General features: G+C 71.5%; 17 protein-coding genes and 1 pseudogene. 12 read left to right on the top strand and 6 right to left on the bottom strand.

From position 1 onward, the window contains the following. Window positions 1-177: 177 nt before the first annotated feature. From rsfS to IPL40_09445, 5 genes and pseudogenes are all read left to right on the top strand, one after another. Complete coding sequence (gene rsfS, locus IPL40_09465; GenBank protein ID MBK8481385.1) at window positions 178-558, top strand: ribosome silencing factor; 381 nt, start codon at window positions 178-180, stop codon at window positions 556-558. A 110-nt stretch (window positions 559-668) separates the two neighbouring features. Further along, on the top strand, window positions 669-1097 hold the full coding sequence (locus IPL40_09460; GenBank protein ID MBK8481384.1) for a 23S rRNA (pseudouridine(1915)-N(3))-methyltransferase RlmH: 429 nt from the start codon (window positions 669-671) through the stop codon (window positions 1095-1097). Window positions 1098-1146: 49 nt separating this feature from the next. After that, window positions 1147-3245 (top strand): annotated as a pseudogene (gene sctV / locus IPL40_09455) (type III secretion system export apparatus subunit SctV). 88 nt (window positions 3246-3333) lie between these two features. Continuing rightward, a complete protein-coding gene (locus tag IPL40_09450) occupies window positions 3334-6807 on the top strand; it encodes a response regulator (GenBank protein ID MBK8481383.1) in 3474 nt (1157 codons plus the stop codon). Between the two features lie 91 nt (window positions 6808-6898). Further along, window positions 6899-7606 carry a glutathione S-transferase family protein gene (locus tag IPL40_09445; protein ID MBK8481382.1) on the top strand — a complete coding sequence of 236 codons (708 nt, stop codon included), beginning with the start codon at window positions 6899-6901 and terminating at the stop codon, window positions 7604-7606. Here IPL40_09445 and IPL40_09440 read toward each other — a convergent pair. Further along, window positions 7598-9064, bottom strand: coding sequence for a hypothetical protein (locus IPL40_09440; protein ID MBK8481381.1), 1467 nt, complete (start codon window positions 9062-9064; stop codon window positions 7598-7600). The genes IPL40_09445 and IPL40_09440 overlap by 9 nt on opposite strands. Before the next feature lie 73 nt (window positions 9065-9137). Between IPL40_09440 and IPL40_09435 the strand changes: the two genes are divergently transcribed. Beyond that, window positions 9138-11996 (top strand): Hsp70 family protein, encoded by a 2859-nt coding sequence (locus IPL40_09435; GenBank protein MBK8481380.1) that lies wholly within the window; start codon window positions 9138-9140, stop codon window positions 11994-11996. Then, window positions 11993-13507, top strand: coding sequence for a GMC family oxidoreductase (locus tag IPL40_09430; GenBank protein ID MBK8481379.1), 1515 nt, complete (start codon window positions 11993-11995; stop codon window positions 13505-13507). Before IPL40_09435 ends, IPL40_09430 begins: the two co-directional genes overlap by 4 nt. 18 nt (window positions 13508-13525) lie before the next feature. On the opposite strand, the gene IPL40_09425 is transcribed toward IPL40_09430, so the two are convergent. The 3 genes from IPL40_09425 to IPL40_09415 form a co-directional block, all read right to left on the bottom strand. Beyond that, window positions 13526-15349: an Hsp70 family protein gene (locus IPL40_09425; GenBank protein ID MBK8481378.1), complete on the bottom strand. Its 1824-nt coding sequence runs from the start codon at window positions 15347-15349 to the stop codon at window positions 13526-13528. Between the two features lie 166 nt (window positions 15350-15515). After that, window positions 15516-16022, bottom strand: a complete 507-nt coding sequence (locus IPL40_09420) for a DUF2760 domain-containing protein (GenBank protein MBK8481377.1) — start codon at window positions 16020-16022, stop codon at window positions 15516-15518. 185 nt (window positions 16023-16207) lie between these two features. Then, complete coding sequence (locus tag IPL40_09415) at window positions 16208-18598, bottom strand: ATP-binding domain-containing protein (GenBank protein MBK8481376.1); 2391 nt, start codon at window positions 18596-18598, stop codon at window positions 16208-16210. Between the two features lie 191 nt (window positions 18599-18789). Here IPL40_09415 and IPL40_09410 point away from each other — a divergent pair, with 191 nt between their 5' ends. Genes IPL40_09410 through IPL40_09390 form a run of 5 tightly spaced genes read left to right on the top strand, consistent with a single transcriptional unit; the run spans window position 18790 to window position 22271 of the window. Beyond that, a complete protein-coding gene (locus IPL40_09410) occupies window positions 18790-19173 on the top strand; it encodes a hypothetical protein (protein ID MBK8481375.1) in 384 nt (127 codons plus the stop codon). A 53-nt stretch (window positions 19174-19226) separates the two neighbouring features. After that, entirely contained in the window at window positions 19227-19841 is a 615-nt protein-coding gene (locus tag IPL40_09405; protein ID MBK8481374.1) for a hypothetical protein, read from the top strand. A gap of 40 nt (window positions 19842-19881) precedes the next feature. After that, the gene (locus IPL40_09400; protein ID MBK8481373.1) at window positions 19882-20397 is read left to right on the top strand and encodes a hypothetical protein; all 516 of its coding nucleotides are present in this window, start codon (window positions 19882-19884) and stop codon (window positions 20395-20397) included. Next, the gene (locus tag IPL40_09395; GenBank protein MBK8481372.1) at window positions 20390-21568 is read left to right on the top strand and encodes a hypothetical protein; all 1179 of its coding nucleotides are present in this window, start codon (window positions 20390-20392) and stop codon (window positions 21566-21568) included. The genes IPL40_09400 and IPL40_09395 overlap by 8 nt, the downstream gene beginning before the upstream one ends. 4 nt (window positions 21569-21572) lie before the next feature. Then, on the top strand, window positions 21573-22271 hold the full coding sequence (locus IPL40_09390) for a hypothetical protein (protein MBK8481371.1): 699 nt from the start codon (window positions 21573-21575) through the stop codon (window positions 22269-22271). 160 nt (window positions 22272-22431) lie between these two features. Here IPL40_09390 and IPL40_09385 read toward each other — a convergent pair whose 3' ends face one another. Both IPL40_09385 and ccsA read right to left on the bottom strand, forming a co-directional pair. Next, the gene (locus tag IPL40_09385) at window positions 22432-22719 is read right to left on the bottom strand and encodes a hypothetical protein (GenBank protein ID MBK8481370.1); all 288 of its coding nucleotides are present in this window, start codon (window positions 22717-22719) and stop codon (window positions 22432-22434) included. Between the two features lie 74 nt (window positions 22720-22793). Beyond that, window positions 22794-23477 carry a cytochrome c biogenesis protein CcsA gene (gene ccsA / locus IPL40_09380; protein MBK8481369.1) on the bottom strand — a complete coding sequence of 228 codons (684 nt, stop codon included), beginning with the start codon at window positions 23475-23477 and terminating at the stop codon, window positions 22794-22796. Between the last annotated feature and the right edge of the window lie 20 nt (window positions 23478-23497).

Here is a 23497-nt window from a genome sequence, read left to right as displayed (position 1 = left end):
GTGCGCTCGATCGCCTGCCTGGCGCCCTCGTGCCTGGCACGATATGGTCGGCGCCAGGTGCCAAGCTCGGCGCGGCGCCTGCCGGCGCTGGCCTGCTGCCGGGCGCTCTGTTGTTCGAGCCACGACGAGGCGCTGGTGGTCCGCCAATTGAGGACTAATTGAGGAGTTGACGAAACCTTGACGAATGCCCACGACTTGGCGCTGCAAGCTGTTGCGGCCGCCTGCAGCAAGAGCGCGCTGGATCCGGTGCTGCTCGATGTGACGGAAATCTGCCCCTACACCGACTTCGTGTTGTTGCTCAGCGGCCGCAGCACCCGGCAGGTCGACGCCATCGCCGAGGCCATTGAACAGGATTTGAAGGAGCATGGGCACGATCTGCGCGGGCGGGAGGGCAAGCGCGGCGGCAACTGGCTGCTGCTCGATTATGGCGACCTGCTCGTCCATGTCTTCCAAGAGTCGCATCGGGGCTACTACGATCTCGAGGGCCTCTGGATCGACGCTGAACGCTTACCCTTGGCCACTGAGAGCCCCCAACGCGCAGCGGCGGAGGCGCGTTGAGCGCCGCGCGCGTCTGAGCGCCTGCCCAGCCGCAGGCTGACCAGCGGCCGCGACGCTCGTGCGGCGCGGCCGTCCTCCCGCTGACAAGCTCCAGGGGCGTCGAGCAAAGCATGCGCCGCGTCGAAGTCGCCTGCGTTGGGAAGCTGCGCGATGCCGGGCTTCGCGCGCTCTGCGATGAGTACTATCGGCGCTGCGCGCCGCTCTTGCAGGTGGCCGAACGCGAGCTGCGCGCCTCGTCGGAGCTCGCGCGCGCGGTCGCGCCGCGCAGCCGTCTGGTGCTGCTCGACGAGCGCGGCGAGCTGCTGACCAGCCGTGCCTTCGCCGGCCGGCTCGACGGTTGGTTGAGCGCCGGCGGCCAGCGTTTGGTCTTCGCCGTGGGGGGCGCCGACGGCTTCGACGAGGCGACGCGGTCGCGCGCCGACGGGCTGCTCGCGCTGGGACGCCTGACCCTTGCCCATCGGATCGCTCGCTTAGTGCTGGCGGAGCAGCTCTATCGCGCGGTATCGATTATCGGCGGCGCGCCCTACCACCGCGATTGATCCGCTGGCCTTCGGCCCGGAGGCCGCGGCACCAGGAGGAGTCCTACCGATGCATTGGTCCCGCCTGAGACCGAGTGTCGCTGGTCTGCTGCGCCACGGCGACTTGCTCCTCGCCGCGCTCGTCGTCGGCATCGTGGGGATGATGATCATCCCGCTGCCGACCCTGCTGCTCGACATCCTGATCGCCACCAATATCGCCCTCGCCGTGGTTCTGCTGCTGGTCAGCATCTACGTGGTCGAGGCCCTGCGCATCGCCACCTTTCCCACGATCCTGCTGATCACGACGCTCTTTCGCCTCGGGCTCAATGTCTCCTCGACGCGGCTGATCTTGCTGCAGGCGGACGCCGGCGAGGTGATCAGCAGCTTCGGCAACTTCGTCGTCGGCGGTAACCTCGTCGTCGGCGCGGTGGTCTTTCTGATCCTGACCTTGATCCAGTTCGTCGTGGTCGCGAAGGGCAGCGAGCGCGTGGCCGAGGTGGCGGCGCGCTTTGCGCTGGATGCGATGCCGGGCAAGCAGATGTCGGTCGACGCCGAGCTGCGGGCGGGCACGATCGACGGGGACGAGGCGCGACGGCAGCGCGCGCGACTCCAGCGGGAGTCGCAGTTCTATGGCGCGATGGACGGCGCGATGAAGTTCGTCAAGGGGGATGCCGTGGCCGGCATCCTGATCACGCTGGTCAATATTCTCGGAGGGCTGGCGATCGGCGTGCTCCAGCGGGGTATGAACCTGGCCGACGCCGGTCGGCTCTACACCCTGCTGACCGTCGGCGATGGCCTGGTGAGCCAGATCCCGGCGCTGCTGGTCTCGACCGCGGCCGGTATCGTGGTCACCCGCGTGGCTGCGGAGGAAGAGGGCACTCATCTCGGTCATGACATCGGCCGGCAGCTGCTCGCGCAGCCGCGGGCCATTGCGATCGCCGCCGTCCTGCTGGCGCTGCTCGGGCTGGTGCCCGGTCTCCCAGGGCTGCCCTTCCTGCTGCTCGCCGCGACGGCGGGAGCCGTCGCCTGGGGCCTGCGCGTGCGGGTCGCCGCCTCGGGCGGGGGCGCTGGCGCTGGCGCTGGCGCGGCCACCTGGCCGGGGAGCCCGCTGCGCCTGGACGACGGGGAGGTCTCGGGGCTGACCAGTCGCCTCGCGCTCGAGGTCGGGCCGGCCCTGCTACCCTACGTCGATGCCAGCGGCGATGGAAGACGTCTGGTCGTCGAGCTGCTGCCGGGGTTGCGTGAGCTGATGCGCGCGGAGCTGGGCCTGCCGATTCCCGGCATCCACGTGCGGCGTGGTCGCGCGCTGCGCGGCGCTCAATACCGCTTCGCGCTCGACGAGACGCCGATCGCCGCCGGTGAGGCGGTGGTCGAGGGCGTGGTGGTGGCCGCCGACGCTGCGCGGCTGGTCGCGGTGGGGCTGCCGGCGGGGCGCGCGCTCGTGCTGCCCGGTCTCGGGGATCGGCGAGCTGCCTGCCCGCGGGGACAGCGCTGCCCCCGGGCGCGGCGCTGGACCTCGTCGATCCAGCGACCCAGCTCGTCCTGCATTTTGCCCAGGTCTTGCGTCAGCACGCGGCCGAGCTGGTTGGCATCCAGGAGACGCAGGAGCTCCTCGATCGGCTCGAGCGCGAGCATCCGGCGCTCGTCCACGAGGTTGTGCCCAAGTTGGTCTCGTTGCCGATGCTGGCCGAAATCCTGCGGCGCCTGCTCGACGAGCAGCTGCCGATTCGCGATCTGCGGACGATCCTGCACGCGATGGCGGAGTGGGCGGTCAGTGAGCGCGACCCGCTGGTGTTGAGCGAATACGCGCGGATGGGTCTACGCCGGCACATCAGCCATCGTTACGCGGGTGGTCCGCGCGGGACCCTGCGCGCCTATCTGCTGGACCCGCTGATCGAGGATGCCGTCCGCGGCGCGGTGCAGCGCACGGACAAGGGCAGCTACCTGGCGCTCGAGCCGACGCTGGCGCGCGACATCGTCGCGGCCGTGGGTCGCGAGCTGGCGGGGATTCCCGCTGATGAGCCCTCGCCGGTGCTGCTGACCAACGTCGAGGTGCGGCGCTTCGTGCGGCGGCTGCTGGAGAACGACTATCCGGCCCTGACGGTGCTGGCGTTCAGCGAGCTGCTCCCCTCGGTCAACATCCAGCCCGTGGCCCGCGTTTCGATCTGAAAGCCGTCGGTGGTTTTTCGGCTCCCGTCCCCGCGCGCGCTGAAGCTCAATTTCAAAGACCGCGCCGAATCTGCTAGCCTCCCGGATTGTGTCGCAGCTCAAGGTTCTCGTCGTCGAGGACGACCTCCACACGCGCAACATCATCGAGATGGTGCTCAAGCGCGATCGCATGCTGCGCTATCACCAGCTCGAGGTGTTGACCGCCAGCGATGGCGCCGAGGGGTTGGCGTTGTTTCGCCAGCACGCGCCGGTGCTGGTGATCACCGACCTGCTGATGCCGAAGCTCGATGGCTTCCAGCTGATCGAGGCGCTGCGCCGCGAGGGTGGCGAGGGGTTGGTGATCGTCGCGACCTCGGCGATCGTCCGCGACCCCGGCGTGCTGCGGAAGCTCGAGCGCGACTTCAGGGTGCACGTACAGCTCAAGCCCTTCAGTCCGCGCGTGCTCGCCGACCAGGTGCGTCGGCTGCTGGCTGACCTGGGCCCGGCGACCCCGGAGCGAGGGGCGGCCGAGACCGAGCTGCCGCCTCCGGCGGCCGGGGCCGCGGTGGCCGAGGCCGCGACGAGCGCGACGAGCGCAGGGCGCGCGCCGCGGGTCGCGACCCCGCCGCGTGTGGCTGTTGCGGCGATCGAGCGCGCCGAGGGCGATCTGGCGCAAGACGCGCCGGCAGCGCTGCTGCTGCGCGCCTTCGAGGAGCAGTGGTCCGGGACGCTCGACCTCGCGCGCGACAAGCTGCAGAAGCGTATCTTCGTGCTCAACGGCTTCCCGATCTTCGTGCAGTCCAATCTGCGCGAGGAGGCGCTCGGCGAGCTGCTCTTGCGCCGCGGCGGGCTGACGGAGGAGCAACACCGCGGGGCGCTGCGTCTGGCGCAGCAGCAGCGCCTGCGCTACGGCGAGGCGCTGGTGCGGGCGCGGATCATGAGCGAGACCGACGTCCTGTCCGAGCTGGTGCAGCAGACGGCCTTCAAGCTCGAGCGCTGCCTGCGCTGGCACGCTGGGCATTGGGTCTATCAAGTGGACGCGGAGGTCGCCGGGAAGGTCCCACGCTGCACCGTCGACCCGGTGCGCGTGGTCTTCGAGGGTCTGCGCGGCTCGATCGACGTGGAGGACGCGGCGGCCCGGCTGCAGCGCTGGCGCGGCTCGCTGAGGTTCTTGTCGCAACCACGCTTCGAGCGCTATCGGGAGGCCTTCGCGGCGGCCGTGGGCGACCGGGTGCTGGGGCCGGCCGCTCGAGGTTGCACGGTCGAGGAGCTGCGAGCGCTCCCGGATCGCTCGACCGTGGCGGTCCAGGTCGAGGTTCTGTTGCAGACGGGGATGGTGCTGCCCGAGGGGGGCAGCGCGGCGCTTGGCGGCCGTGACGCGGTGATCGGCCGGCCGGGCTCGTCGCCGAGGCGCGCCGGCGCCGGCCGCGCTGTGCGGTCGGGCGACCTCGCTGCAGACCCGTCTCCCGGACAGGCGACCGCGCAGAAGCTGCCGAGCTTTGATCTCCTGGCGCTGGACACGCTGGCGGCGCCGCTGCGCCAGGCGCCGGCGCTCGCACCCTTTCCGACAGGGGCCGCGATGGTCGGCGCGGGGGCGTCGCCCTCAGCGGCGGCGAGCGGCAGCCACGCCGCGCCACGCGAAGAGGGCAGCGACGCGCTGCGCCTGGCGCGGCAGCTGATCGAATCGACCTACCTCGGTCTGCACCGCAAGAACCACTATGAGGTGCTCGGCGTGATCGGCGATACCGACGCGGCCGGCATCGAGGTCGCGTACCGCGTCAAGCGCAAGCATTTCGACCTCGGTCGCTACCGCGACCTCGATCTTGGCGAGGCGTACGGGCACCTGGAGGAGATCTGCTCCGCATTCGACGCGGCCTTCGCGGTGCTCAAGGATCGGCAGGCCCGCGCGCGCTACGACCAAGAGCTCGCGACGCAGCGGGGCAGCAACCGAGGCAACGCCGCGATGCGTGCGGAGGACTGCTACCAGCGCGGCAAGGACCTGCTGCAGCGCGGCCACCAGGGCGAGGCGCTGCTGGCCTTCGCCGACGCACGCAAGCTCCACGATCAGCCGCTCTACCGCGCCGAGGAGGCGCTCGCCCACTTCCTTGGCCATGGCCGGACGCCGACCGCAGGTGCCGAGGCGATGTTGCACGTGCAGGAGGCGCTGGCTGCGGATCCGAAGCATCCGGCGCCCTACGTCGCGGCCGGGCGCATCAGCCTCGCGCTTGGCGCCGCCGACGAGGCGGTGGCGCACTTCCAGGAGGCGGTCAAGCTCGACCCGACGCGCGGCGAGGCCTTCGAGCTGCTCGAACAGCATTGGCGCGAGCAGGCGCACCTGGAGGGCCTGGAAGAGGAGTATCGGCGCACGATCTTCTTGCTCGGGAGCGCCGACCGTCGGCGCGCCGCGGCGCTGTGGAAGCGGCTCGCGCGCCTCTATCGCGACGAACTCAAGGATGACCGTCGCGCGCTCTTGGCGGCGAAGGCCGCGCTCAAGCTCGACCCCCACGACAGCGAGCTGCGCCTGGCCGTCGCGCGCAGTGACGGCGCCGATCCGCGGCGCTGGTCGGAGGCGGTGACGGGGCTCCGCGCCTGCCTGCGCCTTGATCCCAGCGACCGCGGCGCGCTCAAACAGCTCTTTGAACTCCATCGCGACGCGGGTCGCCATGAGCCGGCGCGTGACGTCGCCGCGGCCGCGATGCTGCGCGGCGTCGCGGACACCGAGCAACTGCGCTTCATCGAGCAAGCGAGGGCGCCGCTACGGTCGGTCGTCAGGCCGGCTTTCGCTGAGGCAGCTTGGGCGGCCGTGGTGCATCCGGATGCCGCGCCGTGGCTGACGGAGCTGCTCGGGTTGGTGGCGCGGGTCCTGCGCGAGCTGCATCCCACCGTGCCCGTCGCGGCGGGCCTGCCGCCGCCGATCGCCGCCCAATCGCTTTGGCCTGCGGCGCCGACTCAGCTGCTGACGGGTTTGGCCCGGCAGCTCGAGGTGCCCGAACCCTTGCTGGTGATCAGCCCTGCGGCGGACGAGACGGTCGAGCCCTTTGACGGTGAGCCGCCGGTGCTGGTCGTCGGGCCAGGGGCGGCGTCGCAGCCGGAAAGCGGTGTAGCAGCGTTTCGGCTGGCTCGGGCGCTGGCGCAGTTCCGTCCGGGTTGGACTGCGGCCTGTCGGCGCGAGCCGGCCTTGCTGCAGGACTACGTGGTCGCAGCGCTCGAGGTTTGGGGACCGCAGTCAGGCCTCGCCAGCGCCGGGGCGCGGCGCGAGGCGGCGCGGGTGCAGCAGCTCGTGCGCGCCTTCCGTGCGCGCACGACCGTGATGGACGAAGGTGGTCGCTGGGGTGCGCGATGGGGCGCCGAGGTGGCGTCGAGCGCAGGCGATGCCGTGGGACGCTGGCTGGTGGGCGTGCAACGCAGCGCCGATCGGGCTGCGCTCTTGGCCTGTGGCGATCTCGTCGCTGGTGGTCGCGTCGTGGCCGAGCGCGACGCCGCCGCCGAGACAGCGCTGATCGACTTCGCGCTGAGCACGGAATACGCGGAGGCGCGTCGGCGCCTGCTGATCGAGGGTGCGGCCCCAGCTGCGGAAAAATGACACGGGGAAATGACGCGGGCGCATGACGCGAGAGCCCGAGGGCCCTCCGGGTCGCCGGCGGTGGCTCCCGGGAGAGCGAGAGGAAAAGCCGATGAAGGCGACGACGGGAGCGGTGGATCGCGTGCGCTTGGTCAGCTTTGCGCTCTGCCCCTACGCTCAGCGCAGCGCGATCGTGCTGGAGGAGAAGCGGGCCCCCTATCAGCTCGTGCTCATCGATCTCAGCGACAAGCCCGACTGGTTCCTCAAGGTCTCGCCCTTCGGCCGCGTGCCGCTGCTGCTCGTCGATGGTCACGTCTTGTTCGAGTCGGCAGCGATCGCCGAGTATATCGACGAGACGACGACGGAGCCGCACTTGCACCCGCCCGATCCCCTGCGCCGCGCGCAGAACCGCGCGTGGATCGAGACGGCCTCGGCGATCAATGCGGCCTTGCACCGCTTGATGGTCGCCGCGACCGTCGAGCTTGGGGCGCCTGCGCTGGCGACGGTGCGCGAGCTGCTGGCGCGCTTCGCCGACCAGCTCGAGGCGGGGCCCTACTTCAATGGCGCGGCCTTCTCGCTGGTCGATGCCGCGATCGCGCCTGCGCTGCAGCGCCTCGGTCTCTTCGAACGCATCATTCCGGCCTTCGATGGCTTCGGCGCCGTGCCGCGGATCGCTCGTTGGCACGAGGCGCTGCTGGCGCGGCCGAGCGTCCAGCGTTCGACCCCGAGCGAACTCGAGCAGCGGCTGCGCCGCTACCTCCAGGGCGACCATGGCAGCAAGAGGGCGACAGAGGCGCCCTGCTGGCTGCTGTCAAAATAGCGCGGCGGCGGTCAGTCCGGCGATCCCTTGGCCGACCCAAGGACCGATCGATGGCGCGAGCAGCGTGGCGCTCGGCGGCCGCGCGCGCGAGGGCCCGCGGCGTAGTGCGAAGAGCGTAGCGGCTCCCGCCAGGGCGACGCTGCCGGCGGCGGTGAGGATCACCCCGGGCGTCGCCGTTGCGTAGCGTTTGGGGCAGCGAGGGGTCCCGGAGCAGGTGCCGTGTCCATCGATCAGCAGGAGCGGGATACCGGCGCCGAGGCTCGCCAGGCCGCCCGCCAACGCGATCCAGGGCCAGGGGCCGAAGGTCCGCGCGTCGGCGCGCCCTTGCGCGTCCTCGGAGGCCCAAGCGGCGACCAGCAGCGGGCTCGGCGCTCCGCGTAGCAGAAAGCGCGCGAGGGCGTTGATGCCCGCAGTGGCGTCGAGGGTCGGTGCTATCCCGACGCTGGCGCGGCGCAGCAGCCTGCCATCGCGCACGCGAACGACGCTGCCGGTCAACGTCGCCTGGGCGACCGCGCCCTGCACCTCGACGAGCAGTGCCTGGTCTGCCGCGACCGCCGCGCCGATGCTGCGTGCATCGCTGGCGAGCTGGGCGAGCAACTGGCCTTCCGTGGCGTAGCGCAGCGCGACCGCGCCGTTGCCGGTCTGCAGCGCCGCGTCCCGTGCGCAGTCGACGACGAGCCGCTGCGCCCCGGGGCGCAGCTCGACGAAGACCACGCGCCCGCGCTCACCGTCGAGGTGCGCGTAGACACGATAGCGGCCGACGGGGAGGCTGACGGCGCGCAGCGGCGTAACGCCGAGCGGCCGTTCGTCGAGGACAACCATGCAGCGGCGGTCACGCGCGCTCGTCACCGTCAGGAATCCACGGCGCGCCGCGCGGAGCTCGTCCAGCGCGGCGCGAAAATACTCGACCGGCTCGGGGCCCAGCGCGGCGCGACTCGGCTCGCGGTCGGGAAAGCCACGCGCCAGGGCAGACCAGAGCGCGGCGGCCGCCGCGCCCTCGCCCGCTCGCTGTCGGGCCAGCGCCAAGAGCAAGGTCGTCTGGTAGAGGGCGTCGCGCAGCGGCGGCAGCTCGCCGAGCAGAGCGGGCCGGGCCAGCAGCTCGTCGCGCAGATCCGAGAGGATCACGGCAGCAGCGCTGTATTCGCCCTCGACGAAGCGCTCCCGTCCGTGGGCCAGCCGGAGGCCGAGCCGGGACGGCGCCGTCGTTGGTCCCGGCGCCCGCGAGACACGCTGCTCGACCAGGTCGGACAACGCCTCCCCGTGGAGGACGGCGCCAGGGCCGAGCGCGTCGACCAGGCGTTCGATCAGGCGCTGATGCTCGGCGGCCACGGGCCGACCATGCTCGAGGTGGAGCAGCATCCGCCGGGCCTGCACCGGCGCCGCCAGCGCGAGCACGAGCGCGCCCGCGACGGCGCTGGTGAGAGGGATCGAGTTGAGGGTGCGCGCCAAGGCCGGCATGCGAGTCACCTAGGGTTTCCGACGCGTGCCGTCCACGGTCGGCGCCGAGCGGGGATTTTCTCAGCGAGGCGCCATGCTAGCGTGGTCGTCGGCGCCGGGCCAGCGTGATGTCGCCCGCACCGTACCCAAGGCCCTCGTCGCCTGCTATCTTCCCTACGCGATGGCTCAGGCGCGCTATATCGTCGGGATCGATCTGGGCACGACGAACAGCGCCGTCGCCTACGTCGACCTCGGTGATCCTGCGGAGCAACCGCCGCTGCGTCTCTTGCAGCTCCCGCAGCTGGTGGCCCCGGGGCAGGTTGCCGCGCAGCCCACGCTGCCCTCGTTCCTCTACCTGCCTGGCGCGCACGACCTGCCAGGCGGAGCGACGGCGCTCCCGTGGGATGCGGCGCGCGACTACGCCGTCGGCGTGCTTGCGCGCGATCAGGGCGCCGTGGTGCCGGCGCGGCTCGTCTCGTCGGCGAAGTCATGGCTCTGCCACGGCGGCGTCGATCGCCTCGCGCCCCTCTTGCCTTGGGGTAGCCCGTCCGAGGTCCCGCACCTCTCGCCCGTCGTCGCCGCCGCGCGGTATTTGCAGCACCTGCGTGAGGTCTGGGACCGCCAGCGCTCGCAGGGGCGCGTCGAGTGGACCTTGGGCCGCAGCGATGTCGTCCTGACGGTTCCAGCTTCCTTTGACGAGGTCGCGCGCGCGCTGACGATCGAGGCGGCGCGGCAAGCCGGCCTCGATCGCCTGACGCTGCTCGAGGAGCCGCAGGCGGCCTTTTACGCCTGGGTGGGCAGTCAAGGCGAGGGCTGGCGTGAGCAGCTCCGCGACGGTGAGCGGGTGCTCGTCTGTGACGTGGGCGGCGGGACGAGTGACTTCTCGCTCATCGCGGTGCACGGCAGCGGGGCGACGATGTCGCTCGAGCGCACCGCGGTCGGCGATCACCTGCTGCTCGGCGGCGACAACATCGATGTGACCCTCGCGCGCCACCTCGAGCGCCGCCTGGTCAAGCGCGCCGGCGAGCTCGACGCCGTGCAGTGGGCCGCGCTGGTCCACGCCTGCCGCCAGGCCAAAGAGGTGTTGCTCGGCGCCAGTGCACCCGAACGCTTTGGCATCACGGTCGCCGGCCGCGGCTCGCGCCTGGTCGGCGGGACCCTGCGCATCGATCTCTTTCGCGACGAGGTGATCGACCTGGTGCTGGACGGCTTCTTTCCGCTGGTCGCCTTCGACGAGGCCCCCCTGCGCGGACGCGGTGGACTGCAGGAGCTGGGCCTGCCCTATGCCAACGACCCGGCGGTGACCCGCAACCTCGCCGCCTTCCTGCGGCGCCACGACGCTCGGCCCGACGCGGTGCTCTTCAACGGCGGGGCGATGAAGGCCCTGTTGGTCCAGGACCGGGTGGTCGACGCGCTGACGCAATGGCTCGGCGCCGAGCCGCGCGTGCTGGAGAGCCATAGCCTGGACCTCGCGGTCGCCCTTGGCGCTGCCGGCTATGGGCTCGCGCGGGCGGGTAAGGGCGTGCGCATCCGTGGTGGGAGCGCGCGCGCCTACTACGTGGGCGTCGACGATCCTGGTGCGGTGCGCCGGCGGGCCGTATGCCTGATCCCCTTCGGTGTCGAGGAGGGGCAGCGGGTGCGGGTCGAGCAAGGCCGCTTCGAGGTGCTGACGGATCGCCCGGTCAGCTTCGCGCTCTACTGCTCGACGGCGCCGCTGGGGCACGATGCCGGCGAGCTGGTTGAGCTGACCGACGATGTGTTTCTCGAGCTCGCGCCCTTGCATACCGTGTTGGCCTATGGCGAGAGCGGCGCGAGCCAGCGCCTGCCGGTGACCCTCGGCGGCGAGATGACCGAGCTGGGGACGCTGCGCCTTTGGTGTGCCGCGCAAGCCAACGACCACGAGTGGCAGCTCGAGTTCACGCTCCGCGCGCCCGCGGCAGAGGCGGCGCCCGCAGGTCCGAGCCTCGGTGATTCGACCGTGGCGCTCGACGACGCGACCCTGCAGGCTGCCGCGCAGGCGATCCGCGGCACCTTCGCTCGTGGCGCGGCGCGTGGCGAGCAGGACGCGCCCCAGGGGCTGAACAAGCGCCTGGAGGCGATTATCGGCGCCGAGCGTCTGGCCTGGCCCGGACCGGTCATCCGCGCCCTTTGGCAGCCCCTCTGGGACTGCCGCAAAGCGCGCGACGCCAGCGCCGAGCACGAGGCGCTGTGGCTCAACCTCGCCGGTCTGCTGCTGCGCCCCGGCTGGGGCGACCCTCTCGACGCCGAGCGCATCGCAGGGCTCTGGACGGTCTTCCGCGCGGGTCTGGTCCACGACGACGCCCTCGGGCCGCGCGTCGCGTGGTGGGTTCTGTGGCGCCGCGTGGCCGGCGGGCTCGACCGCGGCCAACAGCTCGAGCTGACCAACAAGCTGGCGCCGCAGCTACTGAGCGGCGCGGCTGCCCGCGCGGCCGCAGCGGCAAAGAAGGGCGGCACGCATCGGCAGGAGCTGGGCGAGATGTGGCGCGCGGCGGCCAGCCTGGAGCGCATTCCGGCGCGGTCCAAGGTGGGATTGGGCGACGTCGCGCTGCGCGGCGCGCTGAGCGGGCGTGGCGAGGCGCACTACGTTTGGGCGCTGGGCCGCCTCGGGGCGCGCGTGCCGGTCTACGGCCCCCTCGACGAGGTGGTGCCCGCCGGGCGCGCGGAGCAGTGGCTGCAGCGTCTGCTCGACGCGGACTGGCAGGTTCGACGCGCGATCGTGCCGGCCGTCGTGCAGCTCGCGCGGCGCTGTGGCGACGCCGAGCGTGACGTGCCGGCCGAGCTGCGGGCGATGGTGCTGAAGCGGCTCGAGGCGGCGGGCGCGCCGGCGCGGCTGGTGCACTGCGTGCGAGAGATCACGGTGCTCGACGACGCCGAGCAGGGGCAGCTCTTGGGCGATGCGCTGCCGACGGGGCTGCGCCTCGGGGCCTCGTGAGCGGCGTCGACCTGGCGATCGTGGGGTCCGGCTACGCCGGCAGCGTGATCGCGGCGCGGCTCGCCGCGCAGGGTCGCGTCGTCCTGATCGAGCGCGGACGCCGTTGGCCGCCGGGCAGCTTTCCGACGACCCTGGCCGGGGTCGCGCGCGCGCGGATGTCGCGCCGCAATCCGCTCGGGCTGTGGGCGATGCGCCTGGGCGCGGGCACCGGCAACGCGCTGGTCAGCGGCTACGGCGGCGCGAGTCTGGTCAACTACGGCATCACCGCGCGGCCGGAGCCACGGGTCTTCGAGGCATGGGCGGTGTCGGCCGCAGAGCTCGGACCCTACCTCGATCGGGCCTGGTCAGTGCTCGCGCCCGAGCCGAATCCGCTGGCCGGAGCGCTCGGCGATCAGGCCTTCCTCGATCGCCTCGAGCCGGGGCGTCGCGTCGAGCTGGAAAACACGATCGACTGGCGGCTTTGCACGCAATGCGGTTGCTGCGTGCCCGGCTGCAATCTCGGCGCAAAGCGCTCGCTCGACTTCAGCTACCTGCCGCTGGCCGAGCGGGGAGGGGCCGAGGTGCTGACGGAGACGGAGGTTGTCCACCTCCGGCCGGATCGCGAGCGCGGATGGGTTTTGACGCTGCGTCCGACGGTCGGCGGCGCGGAGGCGTCGCTGCACGCGCGCCAGGTCGTGTTGGCGGCGGGTACCTTCGGCACGCTCGAGCTGCTGAAGCGCAGCGCGACGGCCGTACCGACGAGCGCGGCCTTTGGCCAGCGCATGAGCATGAACGGCGATGGGCTGGCGTTTCTCTACAACACGGCGCTGCCGCTGGCTGGCGAGCACGGGGCGCCGATTACGACGTCCGTGCGGCTGCCCTTTGTCGACGCGGGGGGCACGGCGCGGACGCTGACCGTGATGAGCGGGCGGGTGCCGGCCCTCGCGCGTGGACCCGCGGCCCGGGTGCTGGCGCTCCTTGCCGGCGCGCTGCCCGGCGGCGCGCTGGGCGCGGCGGCGGCCGACGACCCCTGGTGGCGACGCGTGCAGCGGCGGCTGCGTGACGCGGCGGGCGTCGCCGCCGAGGGAGCGCTGGCGCATAGCTTCATGTACAAGCTCGACGCCGAGGACTCCGGCCGCGGTTGGGCCTGCTTCGACGCGCAGGGGCGCGCCGCGATCGACTGGCCCGATTACGCAGAGGATCCGATCCTCTGCTTCGCCGCCGAGCGGCTCGAGCACTGGGCGCGCGTCGTCGGCGGCACGGTCGTGCGCAATGTCGGGAGCTGGCCGGGGATGCGCAGCTTCGGCGTGCATCCGCTGGGAGGCTGCAGTCTCGGCGCGACGTCGCAGACTGGCGTCGTCGATCCGCGCTTGCGGGTCTTCCAGCCCAGCGGCGCCGTCTATCAAGGGCTGCGCATCGTCGATGCCAGCGTCTTTCCGACGGCGCTGGGCGTTCCGCCGAGCCTGACCGTGGCGGCCCTCGCCGAGCGCGCCGCGGCCGACTTGGCCTACTGTGCTCGAGGTGGCGACTAGGGCGCTCCGCGGGCGCGACTAGCCCTGGCGTTCGCGGACCTCGTACTCCAGGCGCCAGCGTCGCCCGTCGGCAGCGTGGAGCGAGAGCTCCAAGGTCCCAATCTCGGTCACCCGACTATGGAGCTTGACGGGAATCGTCGCCCCCGGCGTGTCGCCATGGTCGTCCATCGCCGTATGGACGGGCACCAGCTCCTCGATCTCGTCCTCGGCCCAGCGCTCGAGCAAGGCGCCAAGGGCATCGCCCTGGCGCCGCGTCGACGAGAGGAAGCGAAACTCGACGGGCTCGCCGACGATCATGCCAAACTGCCGCCCCTCGATGCTGGCGTCGGTGCCCTCCTCCATGCCGAAGGGCACGACGCAGAGCGCCTTGAGCGGTGCGGGCAGGCCGGGCACCGCTGGCATCGCGCTCTCGATGCCGATGTAGTAGGAGCGCGCCACGCCGCCGCGGATGCGGATTCCGCGGCCACGCCGCACCAGTCCGTAGTAGGCGGCGCCGTGCGCCACCGCCAGGTCGAGGCTCTCGCTGGGCAGCTCCTGGAGCGCGGGGCGGTCGGCCGCCTGCAGCCAGTCGTTGACGAGCTGGACCACGCGCTCGCGCAGCGGCGCTGCCTTCATCACGCCGCCGTTGAAGAGCAGCGCGGTCGGCAGGACGCCGCTGCCCCCTCCCTGGTCACCGAGGAACTTGGCCAGGTGGCGCGTCACGGCGGCGTCGCTGGCGTAGGGGAGGCCCAGCTCCTGCAACCCGCCGCGTCGTCCACGGGCGGGTCGCGCGTCGGCGCTGCAGCGCGGAAAGAAGCCGTCGACCAGCGCGTCGCCGACGTCGTCGCGCGTCAGGGACGCCTTGATGCTGCCGCCGATCACCTTCGATCCGCGACCGAGGATGGTCACCGGCGCGCTGGGGCGCTCGGGATCGGCGAGGAGCTGCTCCTTGGCCAGCCTGCAAGCGTACCAGAGCGCGCGCGTCTGCCAGGGATCGAGGCGCTGCCCCGCGCCCTCAAGGCGCCCCGCGACCTGAAGCGCCAGCGACAGATCCATGTTGTCGCCGCCGAGCAGGATGTGCTCGCCGACGGCGACGCGCTCGAGCGCGAGGTCGCCCTGCTGGCTCTCCACGCTGATCAGCGTGAAGTCGGTGGTGCCCCCGCCGACATCACAGACGAGCACCAGGTCGCCGACCTTGAGCTGCTGGCGCCAGCCGTCGCCGTGTCGCGCCAGCCAGGCGTAGAAGGCGGCCTGTGGCTCCTCGAGCAGGGTGACCTCGCTCAGGCCGGCGCGGTGCGCGGCGGTCATCGTCAGCTCGCGGGCGACGGCGTCGAAGGACGCGGGGACCGTCAGCAGCACGTCCTGTCGCTCCAGCCGTAGGCTCGCGTCGTCGGTCGCGAAGTGCGCGTTCCAGGCGTCGCGCAGATGCTCCAGGTGTTTGACCGTTGCATCGAGCGGCGAGATCTTGGCGACCTCGTCCTCCGGCGCGCCCCAGGGGAGGATCGGCGCCGTGCGATCGACGCCGGGGTGGCAAAGCCATGACTTGGCGGAGGCCACCGATCGTTGTGGCACGGAGGCGCCCTGATCACGGGCCAACCAGCCCACGGTGTAATCGCGCCCGGCGGCCCACGGCAGATCCAGCGCGCCCGCCGCGAGCTCGTGGCCGGCCGCGAGATAGACGAAGGAGGGCAAGAGGTCGCGCGGCTCGACCACGCCGGGCGCGATGGTTTGCCGAATCGGCAAGAGCTGGACCGCGGCGACGGCCTCGGCGGCCGCGCCGGTCGCGGCGTGCGTGTCAACGTAGGCCACTGCAGAGTGGGTCGTGCCGAGATCGATGCCGATCACGTAGCGAGCGTCGGACATGGAAGCCTCCTGAGAGCCCTGGTCACCGCGGCGCGAAGGCGGCAGCCCGTTGATCGATTGCTCCCGTCGCGAGGCACAGCACTGCGACGCCGACATCAGGCCGCAGCTCTATACCTCGCTCGGTCCGCAGTAGATCAACGGCGGTCCGCAGTAGATCAACGGACTGTTAGGCCAACTCGACCTCGGCCGGGGCGATGATCATCGGGTCGCTCGCCGCGGCCGGATCCGGCAGCGTCACCGTTGCGGCACGCCAGCCGTGATGGCGCAGCAGCCCGGTGAAGGGCGGATCGCCCGTGACGTTGCCGACCAGCCGGATCCGCGAGGGGTCGAAGCCAGGCTCGATGGTCACGGCGCTGTCCTCGCTGCCCTCCAGCACCGGCGCCAGTTGCAGGTGTTCTGCCAGCGCACGCCGGCAGCCCGCGTGGATGCTGCGCACGGCCGCGCCCACCTGGTCGTCGGAGTAGCCTGCGATCTCCTCCTGGAGGAAATCGATCAAGCGGCCCTCTTTCTGGAGCACGCCGAGCCACTGCACGACCCGGGCGTGCTGCGCTGCGGCCAGCTCGGGCCGCGGGAGCGCGCGTGCACCGGGCTGTGCCGCCAGCACCTCGCGCGGCAACGACTTACCGCTGAGTACGCGAAAAAAGCAGCGCAACGCCAGCCCGAGTCGAGTCATCAAGCAGCTCCTTTGGCGGATCCGCAAGTGGACGCGCTGGGCGGGTTCTATGCGAAGCGGTCCTTGAGCGTCAAGAACGACGCCATGCGCGCCGCGGGTGGCAACGCGCGGGCGCCGCGCATGGTCGCCGGGCGATTCGCGCCGCGCGCACAGCCGCCCGCCGAGGAGCAGCGAGCGCTCGTCGCTCAGGCCGGAGCGATCAGCGTCAGCGGGAGCACGGCCGAGGGCGCGCCGGTGCTGGTCAACCAGAGCTGGTGCGCAGCGCGGGTGGCGCCGATGTGGAGCAGGTGACGGCTCTCGACGGTGGCCGGGTAGTTGCTCGCCGAGACATCGAGCAAGACGACGTAGTCGAACTCCAGGCCCTTGACCTGTGCGACGTCGGTGACCTCGATGCCCGGGCGGAAGGAGAAGGCGTGCTGGCGGACCAGGCGCACGCCTGGCACCTCGGCCCGCTGCAGATCCTGGGCATAGAGGGTCGCCTGCGCGGGGTGTCGCGTGATCAGGGCCACCGAGGCGAGCGGCTCGCGGAGGGAAAGTGACCGCAACGCCTCTGCCAGCATCGCGACCGCCTCACCCTGTTCGGCGAAGCGATGGAGCTCGACCGGCGCGCCGCGGCGGGTCGCGCGCGGTGCCGGTCCGCTCGCGGTCGGCCCCAGCAGTCCGCGCGCCAGCGTCATCACCTCCTCGGTCGAGCGGTATCCGAGCTCGAGTGTCGTATTGGCCGTCGGCGTGACGTCGAGGCGCGCCAGCAGCGTCTCCCAATCGGAGAAGGCGTTGTCGAAGACCAGGCGCTGGGCCGTGTCGCCGGCCAGCGTGACGCTGAAGTGCGGGCGCGTGGTCTCCAGCAGCACCTTCAGCTCGAGTGCCGAGAGGTCCTGCGCCTCGTCGATCACCAAGTGCGCGAAGCGCACGGCGTGCTCGCGTGGCGGCGGCTGGCCGGCGCGCAGGACCGGTCGCAGCGCCCCCTGCTTCAACCAGCAGAGATACGCCAGCAGCGCGTCATCGGCCGGGTCGAGTCCGCGGTCCAGGCCGTCGAGCGATTCGCGCCGTCCGTCTGCGGCGACGAAGGCCTCCTCGTCGTTGACGTCCTCGGGCGCACGTTCGGCCGCGCTCGCCGCCTCGCCTTCGGCATCCTGGCGCGCGGCCCAGCGGCAGAGCTCCTCGACGTGGCGCGCGCCGAGCTCGCTCGACCCCTCGCGCGCGACGTGCCGTGCGAGCTGCTCGCGACTGGTCAGCACCTCGGCCCAATCGCTGAGCACGTCGTTGGCGCGCGCGAGGAGCCGGCGCAGCAGCGCCTCCACCCGTTGGCGCAGCGCGACGGGCAAGGCCCGGTGATCATCGAAGCAGCGTCGGACCGCCGCCAGGCGCGGAATCAGCGCTAGAGCCGCCTGCGCCCGCCACTGCTCGAGCAGCGGCGCGGCGGCCTCGAGCGCGCCGAGCTCCGCCATGAGGGCCGCGCTCATCTGGTCGCGCTGGGCCTCGACGTACTCGCGCAGCAGGTCCAGCATCAGCGGATGCTTCTTCAGCTGCGTGACGGCCGCCGGCGGCTCGTCATTGTAGCGGCTGGAGGTGCCTGGAAGCAGCCGCTGACGCAGCCGCCCGAGCCAGGCGCTCGCCGTCACCACGCGCACACCGCGGACATCGAGCGCGGGCAGGACGTGTTCGACGTAGTGCGCCAGCGCACGGCTCGGCACCACGACGAGGATCGGATCGCCGCGGAAGTGCGGCGGGCGTTGGTAGCTGAGGAAGGCGACGCGGTGCAGCGCGACCGTGGTCTTTCCCGTCCCGGCGCCACCCTGCAAGACGATCAGTCCACTCTCCGGCTGCGTGATCAGCTCGAACTGCCGCGGGTCGATCAGCGCCGCGATCTGCGGCAGGTGTTTGTCGGCGCGCAACCGGGCCCCGCCGTGCAAGCCGAGTCGGCTTTGCGGGCTGCCGCGGCGCCAGGTGGGCGGACGCGCCGCTTTCCCTTGCCCGCCCTGCAGCTCGGTCACGCCCACCGGCTCCGCCTCCTGCCAGTGGCCCGCCTGATCGCAGACGTAGGCGGCCTGTGGCGAGCCGATGCGGCGCAGCCGTCCGTCTTCGATCGTCAGGTTGCGGCGCGCGGTTACCAGCCCCTCGCTGACGCGCTCACCGAAGCGCTCTTCGTAGTCGTCACCTTCGCCGTAGCGGTAGTAGATGCGGCTGACTGGCGCATGACGCCAGTCGACGATCTGCACGCCGCGCCGGCGGTCGATGAAGCCACGTCTGCCGATCAGCACGTCGCGCTCCTGCTCCCCCTCCCGCAGCTTGAGATGCGCGAAATACGGCGCGCCGAGGTCGATCGGCAGGTCGCGGCCCCGGCCGTAGCGCTGCGCGAGCGCGCTCAGACGCGTCATTTGCTCGACCAGCGGTGCGACGTCCTCGAGCTTGGCCTCGGCGATCTGGTCGCGCAGGGCGATCAGCGCCGCGTCGAAGTCGACGCTGCCTGGCGCGGCGCCGGCGGGCGCCGCCGCGGCCACGAGCACGCGCTCCAGCAGCCGCTGCTCCTCTTCGACGATCGGAAAGCGTGGGGCAGAAAGATCGAGCTGTTTCATGGTGCGTGAGGCGCAGTTAGGTGGCGCCCTGCGTGATGGCCAGCCTCGCCAGTCGAGGCGCTGGCGCAGCCTAGCCGGCGAGGCCGAGCCCGTCCAGCGCCGCCTTCCTCGATGCCTCTTTGACGCAGTCTCACGACCACCGCGCAACCGATAGGCCCGGCGGCCGATAAAGCGCGCACCAAGGGGGAACGATGGACGCGAAGGCAAGCAGCGCGGGTCTGGGGCAGCCGGCTCCCTTCGTGGGGGCCCAGACGGCGGTGAGAAGCGCAGCAGGCGCCGAGGCTTCCGGCGCCGCGCGCGCCGCCAAGCTCGACGCCGCATGGCGACGGCTACAGGCGCACCATCAACAGCTCGAGCGCGAGCTGCAGCAGGCTTATCGGCGCCTGGGCCTGGAGCGGGAGTCAGACTGGCAGCGCGTACGGGCTGCCAGTCTGCACTGCCCTGAGCGCGTACACGAGCTGGGGCGACAGCTCGCCGCGATCGATGGCGGTGGTCGGGCCAGCTGGGACGAGCTCACGCGGATGGAATTCACCACGCTCGCCGGTCGGATGGGACCGGCGCTGCTTCGCGGCTAGGGCTAGGGAGCGACCCTGGCCCGCCGCCAACTCGAGACAAGCGAGGGAACATCATGCAGGCAGTCGAGGGCAACGGGCGGGTTTCGATCGACCGGTACATACAGGGGCTCGGCGAGCGGATGGCGCTGACGAGCGACGGCGACCTGGCGGCAGTGGTGATGGCCGAGGAGATCAGGGTCCAAGATGGCCGCATCGCGCAAGCCCTGCGCGACGTGCAGCTGACCTCCGCGGCACGCGACGTGATCAGCAAGCGGGTGGCGGTGCTGCGCCAGGCGCTGGCTCAACTGCGCACCGAAAACAAGGGCAAGGACGAGGTCACCAAGCCGGTGCCCTCGCTCACGCGCGACGACCTGACGCCGCTCGACATCTCGGTCAACACGGTGACGAGCCGGATCGAGGTGGCGGACGACGGAGCCCTGTTGGACGGCGTCGTGCCGCTGCCGAAGGGCCCCGACGGCAAGGAGGGCTTCGAGGTGAGCGGGAGCGTCTTGGACGCGGAGATTCGCCGCCTGGAGGGACTTCAACAGGGGCTCGATACGGAGCGCGAGGTGCGCATGATCGACCTCAACAACCTGATGAACAAGCGCTCGAACATGATCCAATGGCTGAGCAATGTCAGCAAGAAGCACAGCGAGACGCAGGCCGGCATCATCAACAACCTGCGCTAGGCCTCGGTGCCGGCGCGCGAAGCAAGGGGGGAGGATTGCGATGCGAGGAGCGCAAGATGGGAAGGCGACGACGAGGGACGCCTGGGGCGAGCTGGGTGCCTTCGCCGCCGAGGGACTGCGGGCAGGGACCTTGACCCTACGCCAGATTGCCGGACTGACCGACGACGAGCTGCTTGCCGTGAGCGATGTGGCCGAGGAACTGCGCCGCAGCGGCGAGCTGGCTGAGGCCGCAGGGCTCTATGGACTCCTGATCGCCTACGACCCGCTGCAGGCGGCTCATTGGCGGGCGTTGGCCGGACTCCAGCAGCGCCTTGGCCAGCACGCGCTGGCGGTCGCTTGTTTCGAGGTGCTCGCGCTCCTCAGCGGCCGCGACAGCGCCGCGACCTGCAGCGAGGCGCGCAGTCTGGCGCAGCTGGGTCAGGCCGAGTTGGGGAGGGACCTGCTCCGCCTCGCCGAGCGTTGCGCTCTCCAGCAAGAGGTTGTTAGCAACCCAGGGGTGAATCCGGGCGCGCAGCGCAGCGCCTCAGCTCAGGGCGTGGGAGGCGAGCATGCCTAGCGTCGCCGCAACCCCAGCAGTGCGAGCAGCGGTCGCCGCGCGCGAGCCCGGGGCGCCAGCCGGTCGCACCAACGCGGCGGCGAAGGCGCCGCCGAGCCCGGCCGCCGCCAAGGCGAAGGGCGGGACCGCGAGCAAGGGCGGGACCGCGAGCAAGGGCGGGACCACGAGCAAGGGCGGGACCGCGAGCAAGGGCGGGATCACGAGCAAGGGCGGCGCAAGCGTCGCAGCGCCGGGAGAGGCGAGCGCCACCGCGAAGGGCGCGGGCGTGATCGCCGCGCAGGGCGCAGCAGGCGCCGTGCCCCAAGAGCTGAGCGAGTTGATCGCCAGCACCGTCGAGGCGCTGAGTCAGCTTCAGCGCGCGGCGACGCGGGTGGCGTCGCCCGCGCTTGCGAGCGCCAGCGCCAAGCTCGAGTTGGCGACGAGGACCCTGCAGTCGGGCACCGCGTCGCTCGGCGATGCCTTGGGGGAGCTAATGCGCCTGCAGAACGAGCAGACGACCCAACGCTCGGAGGACGCGCGCGGCCAGATCAAGAGCAACCTGAAACAGCAGCAGGCCCAAACGCGGAGACAGATCGACGAGATCGCGAAGCGCGCCCGAGCCGCGAGGAAATCGCACTTCTGGGGCAAGGTGATCAGCGTGCTGAAAGCGGTGGCTGCGGCGGTCACGATTGCGGCCGGCGCGCTCTCCGGCAATCCGCTGTTGATCGCCGGCGCGGCGTTGATGCTGGCCTCCCTCGTGACCAGCTCAGTTTCCGACAGCAGCGAGGCCAAATGGACGGCTCTTGGGCTCGGCCTGGCGGGGGCCGCACTATCGGCTGGCGCAGGCTTTCTCGGCGGCGCGGGTCAGGGTGCCTCCGCGCTGACCAAGGTTGTTGGTGAGAGCGCGGCGAGCGGGATCAAGCTGGCGAATCAGATCGTCCCAGGCGTGGCAGGGGGCACCGCGGCAGCGTTCCAGGCACCCCAGGGGCTGGCCGAGCGCGACGCCGGCAACGCCGAGGCGGGGCTCGCGGAGCTGCGGGCGTGGGCTGAGCGCCTGTTTCAGAGCAGCGACGACGAGCGCGATATTTTGCGCACCGTGATGGACGCGCAGACGCGCGCGGTGGAGCTGATTGTGCGGTCACTGGAAATTAACGAAGCAGCGACCGCAGCCGCGGTTGCTGGAGCGAGGTGAAGTCATGGAATCGAGCAGCATTGGTGCGGCGGGCCGCGCGGCGGCCGGGCCGCTCGGTCTGGGCGCGGGGATCGCGGGTAGCGACCCCGAGGTGGTCGCCGCGGTGGTCGCCCTGAAGGATGCGCAGCAGGCGCGGCGCGACGCGCGGGCCCAACGCGCGGAGGCGCACCACGAGCGCATCGCGCTGCAGGAGGGTCAGGTCGCGAAGCTGCGCGAGCTGGCCGGGAACGCTCTTTGGTCCGGTGTCTTCCAGGCGGCCGTGGGTGTCGCCGCCAGCGCCGCTTCCGTCAAGAGCGGGCTCAATGACCTCGCGGCGGCGCGCGCCGAGGGCGAACTGGGGTCGCTCGCGCAGGTGCGGCTCGACTCGAAGCTCGCGGAGCCCCTCGGCGCTGGCGCCCCAGTGGGAGGACCGCTGGATCCGCAGGTCGAGGCGATCAAAGACCTGAGGACCGCCAGTGCCTGGAGCAACGGGGCAGGGAAGATGCTAGACGCGCTGGCGCGGGTGGATCCGCTGCGGATCGCCTCTGCGGGGGTTGAACGCGAGAAGGCCGCAGGGCAGGTGGAGATCGAGCGCGCCAGTCAACGGGCCGAGACAGCCTCGGATGCGCTGGCGGAGGCCAATCGTCAGCAGGGATCGCTGATCGGGTTGCTGCAGCGGGTCGGGGAAGCGCGCGCCCAAGGCTGGGCTGCGGTTGCTCGCTAGCAGCGCAGCGATGGGCGACGGACCGAGCGATGCGTGGGGCTGCCGCCCGAGGCCGCGGCGGGGGGACGCGCATCGAGCGGAGCTGAGGAGCCTTCTTCTCGACCCGGGGCTCGGGTCGCGAAGCCTTGCCTCGCGCCGGGATCAAGAGCCTGGTGGGCCGCTAGGCGCTCCGCTCAGGAGGGGTCGCGGTCTCGCCGGCCAGAGACTGTTGCAGCTCGGCGAGCTGGAGCTCGATGCGGCGTTGGCGACGCCAGATCATCACGCAGAAGCCGACCACACAGAGCCAGATCGCTGAGTACGCCAGCACGACGAAGAGCGGCGCGGAGACCTCGGGGACCGCAGTGGCGGGGTCATAGTCGGCGTAGTCCTCGGCGAAGGCAGCGGCCGCGTCGATGAGGGTCAGCAACGCGGCGACCCAGGCAGAGCAGCGGGCAAAATGCGCATTCATCGGTAACTCCTTCGCGCGCGCCGAGGTTGCGGCGCGCCGGGCTGGCAAAGCAATCCCCCGCGGACCTCGCGCGTTCAGCCGCGATCAGCGGCCCGCTCCTCGGCGGCGACGAGCAGCTCATCGAGCGCGCCGTTGCTGCGCTCGACGAGCAGTCGTAGCCACAGCAGCATGAAGAAGAGCAGGGTGAAGGCGCCGAGGCTGACGAAGAAGGCCAAGCGCATCGACCCGCTGAGCGTGGGTACGACGGAGGTCTTGGGATGGATCGTGTTCCAGATGCGCACCGAGATGTAGATCAGGGGCACGTCGGCGGCGCCGAAGAGCGCAAGCGCGGCGGCAATCTGCTTGCTCCGGGGTCCTGAGTAGCGCCGCGCCAAGAGCACCGCGACGAAGATCAGGAAGAGCAGGAGCATCGTTGTCAGGCGGACGTCCCAGACCCAGTAGTGACCCCACGCGACCTTCGCCCACAGCGGCCCGGTGATCAGCACCAGCAGGCCGAAGAGGACGGCCAGCTCGGCGGCCGCGGTTCCGAGCGCCTCGCCCTGGCGTCCGCCGGTAAAGAGGTAGCGCGCGCCCGCGCCCCCGGCGAGGACCGCGCCGAGGAACATGGCCCAGGCGCAGGGCACGTGGAAGTAGAACACTTTCTGAATCAACCCCATCGTTGGCTCCTGCGGCGCCACGACGAAGATCAGATAGGGCGCCACGGCGAAGCCGAGGGCCGTGCACAGCGCGAGCAGGTAGAAGACGGGCGATCGAGGCACGGCAAGGCTCCCTTTCGTGG

This window comes from Pseudomonadota bacterium (assembly GCA_016711215.1).
Classification (GTDB): domain Bacteria; phylum Myxococcota_A; class Polyangia.
This window is presented reverse-complemented; position numbering and strand designations above follow the sequence as displayed.

What these genes read in the sequence shown, in the direction of transcription:
- IPL40_09460 (MBK8481384.1), top strand. Translation starts at nt 669, where the DNA reads ATGCGCCGCGTCGAAGTCGCCTGCGTTGGGAAGCTGCGCGATGCCGGG.
- IPL40_09445 (MBK8481382.1), top strand. Translation starts at nt 6,899, where the DNA reads ATGAAGGCGACGACGGGAGCGGTGGATCGCGTGCGCTTGGTCAGCTTT.
- IPL40_09440 (MBK8481381.1), bottom strand. Translation starts at nt 9,064, where the DNA reads ATGCCGGCCTTGGCGCGCACCCTCAACTCGATCCCTCTCACCAGCGCC.
- IPL40_09435 (MBK8481380.1), top strand. Translation starts at nt 9,138, where the DNA reads ATGCTAGCGTGGTCGTCGGCGCCGGGCCAGCGTGATGTCGCCCGCACC.
- IPL40_09425 (MBK8481378.1), bottom strand. Translation starts at nt 15,349, where the DNA reads ATGTCCGACGCTCGCTACGTGATCGGCATCGATCTCGGCACGACCCAC.
- IPL40_09420 (MBK8481377.1), bottom strand. Translation starts at nt 16,022, where the DNA reads ATGACTCGACTCGGGCTGGCGTTGCGCTGCTTTTTTCGCGTACTCAGC.
- IPL40_09415 (MBK8481376.1), bottom strand. Translation starts at nt 18,598, where the DNA reads ATGAAACAGCTCGATCTTTCTGCCCCACGCTTTCCGATCGTCGAAGAG.
- IPL40_09410 (MBK8481375.1), top strand. Translation starts at nt 18,790, where the DNA reads ATGGACGCGAAGGCAAGCAGCGCGGGTCTGGGGCAGCCGGCTCCCTTC.
- IPL40_09405 (MBK8481374.1), top strand. Translation starts at nt 19,227, where the DNA reads ATGCAGGCAGTCGAGGGCAACGGGCGGGTTTCGATCGACCGGTACATA.
- IPL40_09400 (MBK8481373.1), top strand. Translation starts at nt 19,882, where the DNA reads ATGCGAGGAGCGCAAGATGGGAAGGCGACGACGAGGGACGCCTGGGGC.
- IPL40_09395 (MBK8481372.1), top strand. Translation starts at nt 20,390, where the DNA reads ATGCCTAGCGTCGCCGCAACCCCAGCAGTGCGAGCAGCGGTCGCCGCG.
- IPL40_09390 (MBK8481371.1), top strand. Translation starts at nt 21,573, where the DNA reads ATGGAATCGAGCAGCATTGGTGCGGCGGGCCGCGCGGCGGCCGGGCCG.
- IPL40_09385 (MBK8481370.1), bottom strand. Translation starts at nt 22,719, where the DNA reads ATGAATGCGCATTTTGCCCGCTGCTCTGCCTGGGTCGCCGCGTTGCTG.